The following is a 14,397-nucleotide window of genomic DNA, read 5'->3' as shown; positions in this document are numbered from 1 at the left end:
CGAGAGTGCCAAGAACAAAGTTCAAGTTAGCGACGATCCGTTAGCGTTCCGTTAACCCTCTGCCGGCCTTAATGACATTTGGAGGCGTTGCGTTGTGCTCCGGGGAAACCGAGAGGAATGCGCGAACCATGGGCATGGTACTGTCTTTCGTGCCGCGTACGGCACCAAACACCAGAGTAAAGCAAACCGCCGAAATGCCGGCAGCGGTGATCATCTTTCCCGGCATCCGCTACGAGCGGCCGCATGCCGGCGAAGTGCGGCCGGTCGATCCCGACAAGCCGGGTTCGCCTGGACCAAAACCGGTCCCGCACCACTGAGTTTCGGCGGCCACGGACCTTTGGTCCGGGATCATGTCTAGTGCATGTCGCCCAAAAGTGACCTCGGTTTTGGGAGAACGACATGCACAAAAACAAAGATCCAAAGCGGGTCGCCTGAATCCGTTCAGACGCGACACGCTCTAGAAGTCCTGCAACTCGCAGGAACTCTGTTCGAAGAAGCGCGACACGATCGGCTTCCAGCTGCTGTCGGGCACGAAGGCGCGGATGACGAAGATGCCTTCCTCGATCGGCGCTTCGACGAAAATCGCTCCTTGAAGATCCTCTGGAAGATCCTTGCGCACGTCGATCATCTGCGCCGGCGTCAGCACGACGGCATCCAGAACGCCGCCGGTCGCTGTGTGGTCGTTGAAGGAATAGATGTTGTGGCCGCTGCGGTCATAGACCGACACCGACCAGAACGGGACATGCCCAGGTGCCTTGACGCGGACCATGCCTTCGCCCAGATCGAACCGGCAGGCCGTCGCGTAAAACAGCGGGTCGACGGATTTCACCACGGGCGCGCCACCGGCCTCGGCATCGAGCCGCGTCATCTTGTACAGATCCGACGCCATGGACAGCCGCGACCAGGCATCGCGTTCGGAAAACTCGGGCACCAGCAGCAGCACGGCGATGTGCACGATGCCGGCGCCGAGCAGACCGAGCAGGACGGCATGCAGAAGTCCGCGCATCGCAGCGTAAAAACTACGCATTGCAGCCGACCTTGACGATATGCGGCAGCGAGACGTCCGACAGGCCGGTGCTGCTGGCGATTGGCGTGTCGTAGAAGGTCAGCACGAAATACATCCTGCCGAAGCCGTCTGTCAGCAGCCAATTGCCCGGCATCGGGTGATGGCCGGCTGAAATGATCACCGAATTGTCGGGCTGGCGCACCACCCCGTAGGATTGCAGCGCCGCCAGCCGGGGTTTGCCGGTTTCGACCACGCCGAGCGACTGGTCGGCGGCATAAAGCGTCCAGAACCGTGCCGTCGGAAAATCACCCTCGATTGTGTAGGTGCATTCGCGCTTGAGCTCGGCGCCGGCCGCGTCTCGCTCGGCGACGAAGGACAGCCCCTCGGCGCGGCCGAGCGCAAGCACACCCTCGCGCGCCACGCGGGCCTTGGAATAGGGATCGGCGGCCGGTGTGCCGATATCGGGAAAGGCCGTCCATTGGCCGATCCTGATGGCGCCGACGCCATCCTGGATTTTCAGCGCATACCAGACGCTGCCGCCACCGCCGACGATGGCTATGGCAAGCGAAAGCAGCGTCAGGAAGGCAGTTTTGAGCATGAGGGGCCGGGAACACGAAGAGTTGCCGCTCGGGGATATCGCGGCGTGGGGCCTTGTGGCAAGCGGGCCGACGTAGAATTGCAGACGGCTCTCCCTTCTCCCCTTGCGGGAGAAGGTGGCCGAGCGAAGCTCGGTCGGATGAGGGGTGTTCCAGCTTGGCAATGGCGGTGATCCGGCCATCACCCCTCAACTGTCTCGGCGCCAATCACAGCGCCGATAGCGTCTCCGGCAGTTGCGGCGTACTGAGGACGGGCGCCGAATGGAACAGCGTGGTCATGTCCCGCAGCGTCTGGGTCGTGCGGCTGGACAGCACCGGCGGCCGTTCGGCGGCTGCATCGGCCGCCGCCTGATCGTCGCTCTTCTTCTGTGCTTCCTCGGCCTTGGCGGCGATCTCCTCATCGACGAAGGGCTTGTCGATGCCAGGGATCGGCTTGAGGTCGATGTTCTGGTGCGCGTAGACCATCAGTCGCTGCCACACCATCGCCGGCAGTGAGCCACCGGTCATGTTCTTGGTCGGCGTGAAGTCGTCATTGCCCATCCATACCGCCGCCGTGTAGTTGCCGGTGAAGCCGACAAACCAGGCGTCGCGGTAGGACTGCGTGGTGCCTGTCTTGCCGGCGACGACGATGTTGGGAAGTTGGGCTCGCCGCGCCGTACCCATCACCGGCACTGCCGCCAGCATGGTGTTCATCGATTTGAGCGCCTGCTCGGACAGCACCCGGTGGGGCGGCGGCGCGTCCTTGGCGAAATCATAGACCACCTCGCCGGTGCGGGTGACGAGTTGGCTGATGCCGTGCCGGGAGCCGACGAAGCCGTTGTCGGCGAACACGCTGTAGCCCGTCGCCTGGTCCATCACCGTCATGCTCGAGGTGCCGAGCACCATCGTCTTATGTGCTTCGATCGGCGATTCCACGCCCATCGCCTCGGCCATGGCCTTGATCGGGCCGATGCCGAGATGATCCTTGGCCAGCCGCACCGGCACGGTGTTGATCGACTTGGCCATTGCCATGATCAACGTGACGTTGCCGGCCGATCCGCCGTTGTAATTGTGCGGCGACCAGCTGCCCCAGCTGATCGGGCCGCCGGAAATGATGGAGTTGGGGGTGAAGCCGTGTTCCATCGCGGTTGCGTAGACATAGGGCTTGAATGACGAGCCGGTCTGGCGCAGCGCCTTGGTGGCGCGGTTGAACTGGCTGGCACCATAGTCGCGGCCGCCGACGATGGCGCGCACGGCGCCGTTGGTCTCGATGACGACGACGGCACCTTCGGTGACGTTGTACTCCTTGCCGAACTGGCGCAGGTGGAACTCCACCGATTCTTCCGCCGCCTTCTGGATGTTGGCATCGAAGGTGGTGTGGGCGAGAAGCGAGTGCTGGCCAGGTTTGGCGATCTTCTTGACCTCGTCGAATGCCCAGTCGAGGTAATAGTCAGGGCTTTTCTGTTCGCCGCGGTCGACGACATCGGCCGGATGCAGCCTGGCCTGCAGGACCTGGCCTTCGGTCATGAAGCCGGCATCGACAAGGTTGGACAGCACCACATTGGCGCGCGCGCGCGCCGCCGGCAGGTTGATGTGCGGCGCATATTTGGTCGGCGCCTTGAACAGGCCGGCCAGCATCGCCGCCTCGGCCAGGTTCAGGTCCTTGACGCTCTTGCCGAAATAGAAGTCGGCGGCAGCCTCGATGCCGAACGTGCCGCCGCCCATATAGGCGCGGTCGAGATAGAGCTGCAGGATCTCCTTCTTCGACAGATTGGCCTCGAGCCACAGCGACAGGAAGGCTTCCTTGATCTTGCGCTCCAGCGTGCGCTCATTGGTGAGGAACAGGTTCTTGGCCAACTGCTGGGTGATGCTCGAGCCGCCCTGGACGACGGAGTTCGCCCGCACATTCTCGAAGATCGCGCGCGAAAGGCCGAGCACATCGATGCCGTAGTGGTCGAAGAAGCGACGGTCCTCGGTGGCAAGCACCGCCTTGATGACGTGATCGGGCATCTCGTCGACCGGCACGGAATCGCGCTGGATGATGCCGCGCTGGCCGATCTCGTTGCCATAGCGGTCAAGGAAGGTGACGGCGAAGTCGCCCTGGGCGCGCCAGTCGCCAGCCGTGTCCTGGAAAGCCGGAATGGCCAGCGCCAGCATCACCACGATGCCGACGGCGCCGAGCGTGAAACCTTCGCTCAACAGTTCGATGATGCCACGGCGCCAGCCGTTGACGCGGAAGCGCCGCGAGAAGATCGTCGCCAATTCCCAGAACTGGCGCGCCTTGAAGCCGATCTCGTAGAGCGAGGAATCGATCCACGCATCGAGCGCCAGCAGCCGGGCGGCGATCGGACCTCTTCTTTTGCGCGGTTCGGGACTGGCCATTCGGAATCCGGCTAGCAATTGCACGACCTGAGAACCGCAAACCGGCAATTTCAGGGCGATGCATTCCGGGAGACTATTCCTCCATTTTTCCAGCGGTCACAAGGGCGGTGAAGACACAGTGGCGGGTTTGTTGCTGATGGGCCGGCCCGAGAATACAGCCCGGCGCCAACAGCATGTGCCCGCGCCTCCAGCGGAGGCGTGAACTTGTTATCACTGCAGCTCGGCGCGCCTCATGCGGCTCGCAAGCTTTCTTTCGGACGCAAATTCTGGTTCATGCGGAACAAGTTCAATGGGTCGTAGCGCTGCTTGATTTCCAGAAGCCGTCGATGATTGCCACCATAGGCCGCTTCGACCCGGTCGACCTCGTCCTCCGGCATGAAGTTCACATAGGCGGTGCCGGCGGCATAAGGTTTGGCCGCCTCGTAGATTGAACGAGCCCAGTCGGTGCAAGCCTTGTCCATCGTCGGTTCGCGCCAGCGGGCGTGAACGTTCATGACGAAATGTGAACTGCGCTGTGGGAACGCCGTTGCATCCGCCTTGACGCGACCTGCCGCGCCGCCGACATGGCCGATAAATATCTCGCATTCGGGCCCCGGCAGCTTGGCTATTGCCCCCCTGACGACCGCAGCCGCCTCCTCGGAAAACTCGGTGAAGTCATGGCTCTTCCAGTAGTTGCGGGCGCCGGGCGTGAGCAGTGGGTCGAATGCCTGCTGCCAGCCGGTGAACGGGCTGGGGCCCACGACATCGGCAATCGGCGTGCCGATGGCTCGAAGTTTTTGCGTCGCCTTTTCGCCTGCCTCGATGTCGCCGCAATAGCACATGGCCAGAACCAGAACCTCCTTGCCATGCCATTCCGCGGGCAGGAAGGGCAGCGGCGGCGCCTGCCGCATGACTACCCAGCAGGTCAACTCGTCAGGAGCGGTTTCGAGCGCCTTGCGATACTCCCGCAGCACCTTTTCGGCATCGGCGAAGGGATGGACGACAAGCCCTGCCAGCACTTGCGGTCCAAACTCATGGAGATGGAACTCGAATGCCGTGACGACGCCGAAATTGCCGCCGCCGCCGCGCAGCGCCCAGAATAAATCGGGATTTTCAGTCTTGCTGGCCCGGAGCAATTTGCCGTCGGCGGTGACCACATCGGCGGAGGCAAGATTGTCGATGGTCAGGCCGAATTTGCGGGTGATCCAGCCGAAGCCGCCACCCAGCGTCAGGCCGGATATGCCGGTGGTCGAGTTGATTCCGGTCGGCACCACCAGCCCGAAGGCCTGCGTTTCCTTGTCGACATCGGCAAGCGTCGCGCCAGGCCCGACCCATGCCCGCCGCGCAGCGACATCGACCCGCACCGACTTCATCAATGACAGATCAATCATCAGGCCACCATCGCAGACCGCACTTCCGGCAATGTTGTGGCCGCCGCCGCGCACGGAGACGAGAAGCCTGTTCTCCCTGGCGAAATTCACGGCACTGATGACATCGGAAGCGCCGACGCAGCACACGATCAGCCCGGGCAGCCGGTCGACCGTGGCATTCCAGACGGTCCGTGCTTCGTCGTACGCGGCATCGCCTTCGCTCAGCATTTTGCCGCGCAATTGTGCCGAAAACGCTTCCAGGGCTGCGGCGTCGATTGTCGTTTTTCCGCGTTCAAGCGTGGTGAGGCTCATGGTGTTCATGGTTTCCTCCCGATTTGCAGATGAGCTGTCCTCTCCCAAAAGACGTTTTTACTGTGCGCTTATATTAGCTATCGCGCAAGTTTCGCGTCGGCCAGCGTTGCGACTCGCCAGCGGGGCACATGGTGCCGCCAGCCGGCGATCTCAGCCGTTTTGCGCGCGCGACCTTGCACCCTCGGCCGCCAGGATGCCGATCATGCTGATGCGAATGTGAGCGAAGCAGCGTAGCGCTATCCCACTCCTCAGGCCGGTTCGCGCTTCAGCGCCTGCGCCATGCAGTGGATGCCGCCGCCGGTCTTCGAGATCTCGCTCATGTCGACGGCCGCGACCTCGAAGCCGCGCGCCTTGAGCTGACCGATCAGCGCCTGGCTGGAGGTCGGCGCGATCACCCGGTCCCTGCCCAGCGACATGAAGTTGCAGCCCAGCGCCATCGTATCCTGGAACGGCACGTCGATGATCTCGTGGCCCTTGCCCTTCAACCAGTCGACAATGCCGGGTTCGGTGCAGGCGAGGCAGACAGCGGTCAGTTTCTCGGCGATCGGCACCACCATCAGGTCGATATGAACATAATACTCGTCGATGAAGGCGATGCGGGTTTCCCAACCTTCCTTGTCGAACCATGCCTGCACCTGGCGGGCGCCTTCTTCCTGCGTACGCGCGCCGCCGCAGCCGATCAGCACGACGCCGTCCTCGATGACGTTGAAGTCGCCGCCCTCGAACGTGCCTGCCGTGACCATGTCGTAGATCGGGATGCCGAGCTTTTCATAGGTGCGGATCGCGGCATAGTTCTCGCCGCGCCGCCACCAGTTGGCCATGGCGGTGATGAAGGCGCCGTAGGGCGTCATGACGCTGGAATCGCGGGAATAGACCTGCATCGGCAGCTCAGGCGTCGGCTCGTGCCAGTGGATGTTGACGCCGAAATGCTCGTAGGCGGCGACCAGGTCCTTGTGCTGGGCCTGGGCGATCTGGACGTTGCAGGGCGCCTCGCGCAGGTGCTTTCGCGACAGCGAACTGGTCGACAGATGGCGCAGGAAATTGGGTGAGCCAAGCAGGACGTCGGTCAGCACGTCGGTCTCGTTGGCAAAACCCCAGGCGGTCAGCGGCTTGGTGCCGCCGGCGGGGTTGCGGCGCTGCAGCGAAAACGGCTCGGCCACAATGCGGTCATGAACGGTCATGGGATGCTCCTCGTGAGGTGGCTTGGGGTGTCTGATTGCTCGGTATCCACCAGTCGCGTCCACGCGGGGTGGTGACATATTCTGGCCATCGAAACCCGATCGGCGGGTCGTAGTCGCAAAGCGGCGCGATCCAGTTCGAACCGCCGATTCCGCCGCCGGTGCGGGCGACGAATTCATTCATCGCCGCATCGCGGGCGGTCTGGTCTTCCAGCAGGCGGAGCGCCGCCAGCGCGACCGTCTTGGACGCGCAGATGACCATCGGGTCGATCGTCGCCGAAATGCCGCCCAGCGCATTCATCACCCATGCCGGATAGGGGTAGCCGGTCTCCGAACGCAGCGCCGGGCGGGCGACATAGAACCGCGCTGTCGGCGTATGCCAGCTCATGTCGGTGTAATCGTCGGAGGTCGAATTGACTTGCGAGGGCGGCAGATCGCGGCGCAGGATCGCTTCCGCCGCCTGCGGCTCGATCAAGCGCTCGAGTTCTTCGATCAACGGCTCGTCGCTCGCCATGCGCCCGGCATTGACCTGTATTTCGCGGGCAACTGCTTTGGCGTCTTCGTCCCAGCGCGGCGGCCCAGCCGTCGACAGTGCTTCATAGGCGATCTCGGCCATGGCGTGGTTGGCAAGTCCCGGTCGTGACTTCGACACCCAATGCCGCTCATGGCGGCAGCCGCTCATGCTGGCAGCGGCCTCGGCATTGCGGTCGAGCACCGCGGTGACCTGCTCGGCCATGGCAAGCGTCGGCACGCGGATCATGTACTGGATCTCGGCCAGTCCCGCCGGCAAATTGTCGGCGGTCGCTTGCCCCGCCGTCAGGATCGCCTCGCTGATCGACCAGCCGCCCTGGTGCGGCAGCATGGAATCGCGCAGAGCCTTGGAGGCCATGTACATCATCATCAATGCGTCGTTGGCGCCGGGGGCGCGCGCCGCCGAATGTGCTTGCGGAATGGGTGCAGCACCCGCAGCCAGCGCCCAGCGCTCCGGTTGGTCGCAGATGAAGCGATAGATCATCGCGTAGGCCGCGCCGCAATGTGTGTCCCAGCGCGCCGTGTTGCAGAGCGGCAGCATGTAGAACGGGTGAAAGGAGATCATGCCGGCAAGGCCGTCATAATAGCCCTTGGCGGCATGGATCGGCTTTGACCCGCGCACCTTTTCCGCCGGCTCGCCGGTGAAGCGCAGCGTGCCTGATATGCCATGGCGCTGCATCGCCGCCTTGGTCGCCAGCAGCCCGCCGAGGCTCGAAATCCCGAGGCCGGAATGCGGGTCGGTGTGGCCGCCGGCCTGGTTGCCAAGTCCCCGGCGCGGACGCTCGACCGTAGCGGCATCCTGGCAATTGCCGGGCACCGCGTCGTATTCGGCGTACATGCCGATGGTCGGGCCGGGGCCGTTGGTCCAATGCGCGCAGAAGGCGGTCGGCATGCCGGCGGAGCCTTCTTCGACGGAAAAGCCTTCGAGTTTCAGCCGCTCGACATACCAGGCGGCTGATTGATACTCCCGCCACGCGGTCTCGCCGTAATCGAAGATGGTGCGTGTCCACGCGGACAACAACGGCTGGATGCCGTCGAGACAGGCAAGGGCGGTTGCTTGCGCCGAGGTGGCCACCGGTTTCTCCATGGCATGAGAAGAAAGCAGTGAAGCGGGTCGCTAAAAAGTGATATGTTTTCCCGGTTCGTGCAAATTCGGTTCACCTGAGGTTCCTTGCGTATACCATCGACACAAGCGCTGCGTGCGCTCGACAGCTTCGCCCGGCACGGCAGCGTCTGGCGCGCCGCCGACGAGTTGCACCTGACCCGCAGCGCTGTTAGCCATCAGCTTCGCCTGCTGGAGCGCGACCTCGGCTTCGACCTGCTCGAACGCATCGGCAAGGGCGTGGCGCTGACGCCGCGCGGCCAGCGCTACGCCAGCGATGTGCGCAAGGCGCTCACCGTTCTGGGCGACGCGGTGACGCGCGATGCCGGCACCGGAGTCGGCGGCTCGTTCGCCGTCAGTTGCACGCCCGGCTTCGCCTCGCTGTTCTTGTGCACCCATATCGGCGAGTTCCGGCAGATGTATCCTGACGTGGCGCTGCGCATCCTGACGCCGCGCCGGCTCGACGATGTCAGCAATGCCGATGCCGATGCCTTCATTGCGTTTGGTGTCGGCAATTGGCCGAACCGGGCGGTCGAGCCGCTCTGCGAAATCTCGTTCACGCCGCTCTGCAGCCCGACGCTGCTCAACAAGGTCGGCGGTTTTTCCCGGCCGTCGGACGTGCTGCGCGCCAACCTGCTGCATCTCGATGACACCGAGGATTGGGCACGCTGGCTGGCGCTGTCCAAGGTGGAAAACCCCGACATTGAGGGCGGCATCTTCTTTTCGGACATGAACCTCGTCTTTTCGGCGGCGATTGCCGGCCAGGGCATCGCCATGGGCGACGAACTGACCAGCCGGCGGGCGCTGAGCGAGGGCCGGCTGGTCAGGCCGTTCGACATCGCGATCAAGTCGCCGCGCTCCTATTTCCTGGTCTCCGAACACGCCAAGGCTTCGCATCCGGTTCTGGAAGCGTTCGCAGGATGGCTGCGGTCGAAACTCCAGGAGAACCGCATTCTGCCGTATTGAGGGCAGTTGGCGACATCTCGCCATAGATGAATGAAATTTGCCGATCACGCGAAAACTATTCGGTTGCGGTGAGCCGGCACCCTGCCTACGATTTCGACAAGCGTTAGGGAAAGGGCAGTATGCAGCAACCCGGCCGTGCCGCAGAGATCAAGGCAATCGGGATCGGCAAGAGCTTCGGCTCGTTCCGTGCGCTGGACAATCTGTCGCTCGATATCGGCCGTGGCGAGTTCCTGACCCTGCTCGGGCCGTCCGGTTCGGGCAAGACCACCTTCCTGATGATCCTTGCCGGCTTCGTGCAGCCGACCGAAGGCAAGCTGTTCAGCGACGGCGTCGACATCACCGACCGGCCGGCCGAGCAACGTGCCGCCGGCATGGTGTTCCAGGGCTACGCGCTGTTCCCGCATATGAGCGTCGAAGCCAACATCGCCTTCCCACTCAAGGTGCGCAAGAAATCGGCCGCCGACATCAAGCGCCGTGTCGGCGAGATGATCGAGCGCGTCGGCCTCAAGGGCCACGAGAAAAAACTGCCGGCGCAATTGTCAGGCGGTCAGCAGCAGCGTGTGGCGCTGGCCCGCGCGCTGGTGTTCGAACCGGGCGTGCTGTTGCTCGACGAACCGTTTTCCGCGCTCGACAAGGGCCTGCGCGGACAGATGCAGGCCGAGATGAAGCGGCTGCACCAGGAGACCGGGACCACCTTCGTCTTCGTCACCCACGACCAGAGCGAGGCACTGGCGCTGTCGTCGCGCGTCGCCATCTTCAATCACGGCAAATTGCTGCAGGTTGGACCGCCCGACGAGGTCTACGACCGGCCGGACAACCGCTTCGTCGCCGAGTTCCTCGGCGAGATCAACATGCTGCCGCTGAAGGGGGTCAGGCCCGCCGGCAATGGCTCGACGGGCCTGTGCGAGGACCGCACGATCAGCATGGGCTGCAAGGCCGAGCTGGTACAAGGCGATGCAATCCTGGCGATCCGGCCGGAATACATGTCGATATCGGGCGAGGCGGCAGATGGTGAGAATGGCATCGCCGCTACCGCCACCAACTCCACCTATCTGGGTGCTGCAACGCGGCTCGACCTGACGACGCGGCAAGGCGCCAAGGTCACGGTCTCGGTGCCCAACGAGGTGGCTGCCGCGGCCTTGAGCAAGGGCAACTCCGTCTGGCTCACCTGGCCGGCGGAAAAGGGTTTCCTCCTTCCGCATGGAGGGCAATGACGAACGGTGTGGCGAGATATCGCAGCACCGATTCCGGCACTATCAACAACAAAAAAGGGGAACTGACATGACACATGACACCAAAAAACAAGCCATCGAGAACCTGTCCGCCAGGGCAGGTCGCGGCGAGATTTCGCGCCGGCAGTTCACGCAGCTGGCGGCACTCGTGCTGGCCGGCACGCCGATGCTGCTGCGCTCGACAGGTGCCTTTGCGCAGGCCAAGGAACTTGTGCTGGTCAACTGGGGTGGCGATGCCATCACCGCCTACGATGCCGCCTATGGCCAGGCCTTCACCAAGGACACCGGCATCACCGTCAAGATGGACGGTTCGGGTCCGACCGAAGGTGCCATCGCCGCGCAATTCAAGAGCGGCGCGCCGACTTGGGATCTCGTCGACGTAGACCCGTTCTCAGCCATCACGCTCGGCGCCCAAGGGGCTCTCGAGCCGATCGATTACAACATCGTCGACAAGAAGAAGATGCGGCCCGGCTTTGGTTGGGAATACGCCGCCTCGACCTATTTCTTCTCCTATGTCATCGCCTATGATTCCGAGAAGTACGGCAAGGACGCGCCGACCGGCATGGCCGATTTCTTCGATGTGAAGAAATTCCCCGGCAAGCGCTCGCTCTACAAATGGGGCGTGTCGAGCTGGGAAGCGGCGCTGCTCGCCGACGGTATCGCGCCTGCGTCGCTCTACCCGCTCGATCTCAAGCGCGCCCATGACAAGATCGCCGCCTTCAAGGAAAACGTCGTTGCCTATTGGGGTGGCGGCGCCGAAAGTCAGAGCGTGCTGCTCAATGGCGAGGCCTCGATGGCAATCGTCTGGTCGACCCGCGCTTCACTGATCGAGCAGGATAGCGGCGGCAAGATCAAGTTCATCTGGGACCAGGGCCTGATCTCGCCCGGTGCGCTCGCCGTGCTCAAGGGCAATCCCGGCGGCAAGGACGCTGCGATGAAGTTCATCGCCAGTGCCCAGGACCCTGAAAAGCAGCTGGTCATGTTCGACAAGCTCGGCCAAGGTCCTGCAAACCCGGCGGCAGACGCGCTGATCCCTGCCGACAAGAAGCGCATCAACCCGGTCGATCCCGAGAACATGAAGAAGCAGATCGCGCTCGACATGGACTGGTACGCCAAGAACTACGGGCCGGCGCTCGACGAATACACCAAGATCATCTCGGCCTGATCAGGGCAGGGGTAATCGGGTCGACATGAGATCCTATCTCTCCGACAGGATGGGCGCGGCGCTGTTGATGGCGCCGCTGCTCCTGTTTCTTGTCCTGGCCTATGCCTGGCCGTTCCTCGGCGTCGTCAAATGGAGCTTCACGCTGCCGACGCCCGGCCTCGGCCAGTATGAGGCGCTGCTTACCGACGATCTCGTGCAGTCGGTGTTCATCCGCACGCTGCGCATCGCGGCGGTCGTCACCGTGGTTTCGGTGGCCGCTGCCTACGCCATCACCGTCGTCTGGGTGCGTGGAACCCCGGCACAGCGCCTGGTCGCCGAGTTCTGCATTCTCGTTCCCTTCTGGATTTCCGTGCTGACCCGTGCCTTCGGTTGGGTGGCGCTGCTCTCCAATCGCGGCCTGATCAACAGCTGGCTGCAGGCGATCGGCTTCATTTCCGAACCGTTGGCGCTGGTGCGCAACGAATTCGGCGTCATCGTCGGCATGACGCATTTCCTCATTCCTTTCGCCGTCTTCCCGCTGGCATCGGCTATGCGCAGCCTCGACGACCGCGTGCTCCTGGCCGCGCGCGGGCTCGGCTCCAGCCGCATGCGCACCTTCTGGACAGTGTTCGTGCCGATGACGCGCTCCGGCATCATCGGCGCGGCGATGATCGTGTTCGTCTTCTCGCTCGGCTTCTTCGTCACGCCGGCGATCCTCGGTGGCGGCCGCAGCGTCATGATCGCCGAGCTGATCTATCTCAGGATCTTCCAGAGCCCGGACTGGGGCCTGGGGGCGGCGATCAGCGTCGTGTTGGTGCTGTTCGTCGGCGCGCTGATGGCGCTTTTGTTCCGATACGTCAGACCGAAGCAGTTGATCTGATGCCGACCTACCGCCCCGGTCCCGTCTCGCTGATCATCGCCGCCCTCGTGGCGCTGTTCCTGCTGATGCCGCTGCTCGCCGTCATCCCGGTGTCGCTGACGCCGAGCCGCATGCTGGCGATGCCGTCGGGCGAACTGTCGCTGCGCCACTACCGGGCGCTGGTCGAGGACCCGCGCTGGCTCCAATCGATCCTGCTCTCGATCCGCATCGGTGTCGTCAGCAGCGCCTTTTCAACCGTGCTCGCGCTGTGCTTCAGCCTCGGCGTCTGGATGTTCCAGCCCCGCTTCACCGCGGCCCTGGTCGGCTTCGTGCTGCTGCCGATGGTGGTGCCGCCGGTGGTCTCGGCGATCACGCTCTACTTCCTGCTGACCTCGATCTCGGGCTTCAGCACGTTCTTCGGCTATGACACATGGCTCGGCGTCGCCATGGCGCATTCGGTGATGACGGTGCCCTTCGCCACCGTGCTGATGCTGGTCTCGCTCAGCCAGCTCGACCGGCGCATCGACCTTGCCGCGCGGGGCTTAGGGGCCACTGTGTGGGAGCGCGCCACCCGCATCATCATGCCCAACATCAAGTTCGGCATCATCACCGCGGCACTGCTCTCCTTCGTGCTGTCGTGGGAAGAAATCGGCGTCACCCTGTTCATCACCTCGGTCAACGCCATCACCCTGCCGAGGCTGATGTGGATGGGCCTGCGCGACAACATCGACCCGGCGATCGCCGCGCTCTCGGTGATCCTGATCATCATCACCGTGCTGGTGCTGGCGGTGCGCAGTTTCGTGGCCAGGCAGCGCGGAGCCTAGACAAACCGCACCGAGACGCGGCCAAACCGGCCGAGATCGCCGGTGACTTCGTCGCCTGCCTCGACGCTTATCGGCGTCACGCAGGTGCCTGTAATCACCACCTGTCCCGGTTGGAGCGCTATGCCCAGGCCCGACAGCTCGTTGACGAGCCAGGTGAGCGCGACGCGAGGGTCGCCCAACACGGCCGCTCCCGATCCGCTATGTTGCGACCTTTCGGAAACGGACGCGACCACGGGGTGTTTTGCAAGATCCACGCCGCGCCAGTCGTCTTCCGCCGCCTCGCCGATGACAAACAGATTGGCGCAGGCATTGTCCGCAATGAGCTGCGGCGCCCCGACGGCGCAGAAATCGTCATAGCGTGAGTCCGGAATTTCGATCGCCGGGTGCAAGGTCGCCACGGCTTTCATCACTTCGGCGATTTCATAGGGCGCAGGACGAGGCGGCAACTCGCGGCCGAAGCGGAAAGCGAACTCGATCTCGGCCACGCGCATCTTGCTCGTCGCCAGCGAAACGGTCCCGCCGACCTCCACCGCTTTTTCGGCCAGGAGACGTCCGGCCATCGGGCCGTCGACATTGATGTGCCTTTGTCCGGCCACACTGGTCGCGGCAATCTTCCAGCCGAAAAGCGAGGCCGCCGAGCGATCCAGGACATGCGATTGGATGGCGTAACCTTCGAGCCGTGTTTGTGGGCGCAACGCCTCAGGTATGGCGCCGAGACGGGTGCCCTGGTCCCAGTGGCCTACCAACAACCGCGAGGCAGCCCTGGTCTTTTCTGCATCGAGCATCATCAGCTTCCGAAATTGCTTCGTGGATCGTCATGCGACCCTGTAGCGAGAATATGTAACCAGGAATCGAGAGTCCATGTTCGCGGCGCGGTGCCCGCGGACGATGGTGTTGGCAAAGTCGCCCTTTCGAGATCATCGGCATCCATCATTCC

Annotated in this window: 13 protein-coding genes; 6 read left to right on the top strand and 7 right to left on the bottom strand. The window is 63.5% G+C overall.

Translation table 11 applies throughout. From position 1 onward, the window contains the following. The first annotated feature begins 128 nt into the window (after positions 1 to 128). Entirely contained in the window at positions 129 to 317 is a 189-nt protein-coding gene (locus EJ079_RS30060) for a hypothetical protein (RefSeq protein ID WP_127272037.1), read from the top strand. 140 nt (positions 318 to 457) lie between these two features. Here EJ079_RS30060 and EJ079_RS30055 read toward each other — a convergent pair whose 3' ends face one another. The 6 genes from EJ079_RS30055 to EJ079_RS30030 all read right to left on the bottom strand — a co-directional run bounded on the left by EJ079_RS30055 (position 458) and on the right by EJ079_RS30030 (position 8,420). Then, positions 458 to 1,027 carry a DUF1254 domain-containing protein gene (locus tag EJ079_RS30055; protein ID WP_127271883.1) on the bottom strand — a complete coding sequence of 190 codons (570 nt, stop codon included), beginning with the start codon at positions 1,025 to 1,027 and terminating at the stop codon, positions 458 to 460. After that, entirely contained in the window at positions 1,020 to 1,604 is a 585-nt protein-coding gene (locus tag EJ079_RS30050) for a DUF1214 domain-containing protein (protein WP_127321659.1), read from the bottom strand. Before EJ079_RS30050 ends, EJ079_RS30055 begins: the two co-directional genes overlap by 8 nt. Before the next feature lie 205 nt (positions 1,605 to 1,809). Beyond that, positions 1,810 to 3,963, bottom strand: a complete 2,154-nt coding sequence (locus EJ079_RS30045; RefSeq protein WP_127810930.1) for a penicillin-binding protein 1A — start codon at positions 3,961 to 3,963, stop codon at positions 1,810 to 1,812. 230 nt (positions 3,964 to 4,193) lie between these two features. Next, the gene (locus EJ079_RS30040) at positions 4,194 to 5,633 is read right to left on the bottom strand and encodes an FAD-binding oxidoreductase (RefSeq protein WP_127810929.1); all 1,440 of its coding nucleotides are present in this window, start codon (positions 5,631 to 5,633) and stop codon (positions 4,194 to 4,196) included. A gap of 239 nt (positions 5,634 to 5,872) precedes the next feature. Beyond that, positions 5,873 to 6,805 (bottom strand): dimethylarginine dimethylaminohydrolase family protein, encoded by a 933-nt coding sequence (locus EJ079_RS30035; RefSeq protein WP_127267591.1) that lies wholly within the window; start codon positions 6,803 to 6,805, stop codon positions 5,873 to 5,875. Further along, positions 6,792 to 8,420: an amidohydrolase gene (locus tag EJ079_RS30030; protein ID WP_127810928.1), complete on the bottom strand. Its 1,629-nt coding sequence runs from the start codon at positions 8,418 to 8,420 to the stop codon at positions 6,792 to 6,794. Before EJ079_RS30030 ends, EJ079_RS30035 begins: the two co-directional genes overlap by 14 nt. Before the next feature lie 84 nt (positions 8,421 to 8,504). Here EJ079_RS30030 and EJ079_RS30025 point away from each other — a divergent pair, with 84 nt between their 5' ends. The 5 genes from EJ079_RS30025 (at position 8,505) to EJ079_RS30005 (ending at position 13,460) form a co-directional block, all read left to right on the top strand. Continuing rightward, positions 8,505 to 9,401, top strand: a complete 897-nt coding sequence (locus tag EJ079_RS30025) for a LysR substrate-binding domain-containing protein (protein WP_013532647.1) — start codon at positions 8,505 to 8,507, stop codon at positions 9,399 to 9,401. A gap of 119 nt (positions 9,402 to 9,520) precedes the next feature. Continuing rightward, positions 9,521 to 10,615 (top strand): ABC transporter ATP-binding protein, encoded by a 1,095-nt coding sequence (locus tag EJ079_RS30020; protein WP_127810927.1) that lies wholly within the window; start codon positions 9,521 to 9,523, stop codon positions 10,613 to 10,615. A 67-nt stretch (positions 10,616 to 10,682) separates the two neighbouring features. Further along, positions 10,683 to 11,798 (top strand): ABC transporter substrate-binding protein, encoded by a 1,116-nt coding sequence (locus EJ079_RS30015; protein ID WP_127810926.1) that lies wholly within the window; start codon positions 10,683 to 10,685, stop codon positions 11,796 to 11,798. A 25-nt stretch (positions 11,799 to 11,823) separates the two neighbouring features. After that, positions 11,824 to 12,657, top strand: coding sequence for an ABC transporter permease (locus EJ079_RS30010; RefSeq protein ID WP_127267594.1), 834 nt, complete (start codon positions 11,824 to 11,826; stop codon positions 12,655 to 12,657). Next, positions 12,657 to 13,460: an ABC transporter permease gene (locus EJ079_RS30005; protein ID WP_127267595.1), complete on the top strand. Its 804-nt coding sequence runs from the start codon at positions 12,657 to 12,659 to the stop codon at positions 13,458 to 13,460. Before EJ079_RS30010 ends, EJ079_RS30005 begins: the two co-directional genes overlap by 1 nt. On the opposite strand, the gene EJ079_RS30000 is transcribed toward EJ079_RS30005, so the two are convergent. Further along, on the bottom strand, positions 13,457 to 14,245 hold the full coding sequence (locus tag EJ079_RS30000) for a fumarylacetoacetate hydrolase family protein (RefSeq protein ID WP_127810925.1): 789 nt from the start codon (positions 14,243 to 14,245) through the stop codon (positions 13,457 to 13,459). The two genes, EJ079_RS30005 and EJ079_RS30000, sit on opposite strands and share 4 nt — an antisense overlap. Positions 14,246 to 14,397: the final 152 nt, after the last annotated feature.

The sequence above is a fragment of the Mesorhizobium sp. M7A.F.Ce.TU.012.03.2.1 genome (assembly GCF_004006095.1).
Lineage (GTDB): Bacteria > Pseudomonadota > Alphaproteobacteria > Rhizobiales > Rhizobiaceae > Mesorhizobium.
Note: the sequence above shows the minus strand (reverse complement) of the source record. Positions and strands in the feature narration are given on the sequence as shown.

Coding starts and splice junctions, on each gene's coding strand:
- EJ079_RS30015 (WP_127810926.1), top strand. CDS start 10,683: ATGACACATGACACCAAAAAACAAGCCATCGAGAACCTGTCCGCCAGG.
- EJ079_RS30000 (WP_127810925.1), bottom strand. CDS start 14,245: ATGCTCGATGCAGAAAAGACCAGGGCTGCCTCGCGGTTGTTGGTAGGC.
- EJ079_RS30050 (WP_127321659.1), bottom strand. CDS start 1,604: ATGCTCAAAACTGCCTTCCTGACGCTGCTTTCGCTTGCCATAGCCATC.
- EJ079_RS30060 (WP_127272037.1), top strand. CDS start 129: ATGGGCATGGTACTGTCTTTCGTGCCGCGTACGGCACCAAACACCAGA.
- EJ079_RS30040 (WP_127810929.1), bottom strand. CDS start 5,633: ATGAACACCATGAGCCTCACCACGCTTGAACGCGGAAAAACGACAATC.
- EJ079_RS30020 (WP_127810927.1), top strand. CDS start 9,521: ATGCAGCAACCCGGCCGTGCCGCAGAGATCAAGGCAATCGGGATCGGC.
- EJ079_RS30005 (WP_127267595.1), top strand. CDS start 12,657: ATGCCGACCTACCGCCCCGGTCCCGTCTCGCTGATCATCGCCGCCCTC.
- EJ079_RS30035 (WP_127267591.1), bottom strand. CDS start 6,805: ATGACCGTTCATGACCGCATTGTGGCCGAGCCGTTTTCGCTGCAGCGC.
- EJ079_RS30045 (WP_127810930.1), bottom strand. CDS start 3,963: ATGGCCAGTCCCGAACCGCGCAAAAGAAGAGGTCCGATCGCCGCCCGG.
- EJ079_RS30055 (WP_127271883.1), bottom strand. CDS start 1,027: ATGCGTAGTTTTTACGCTGCGATGCGCGGACTTCTGCATGCCGTCCTG.
- EJ079_RS30030 (WP_127810928.1), bottom strand. CDS start 8,420: ATGGAGAAACCGGTGGCCACCTCGGCGCAAGCAACCGCCCTTGCCTGT.
- EJ079_RS30010 (WP_127267594.1), top strand. CDS start 11,824: ATGAGATCCTATCTCTCCGACAGGATGGGCGCGGCGCTGTTGATGGCG.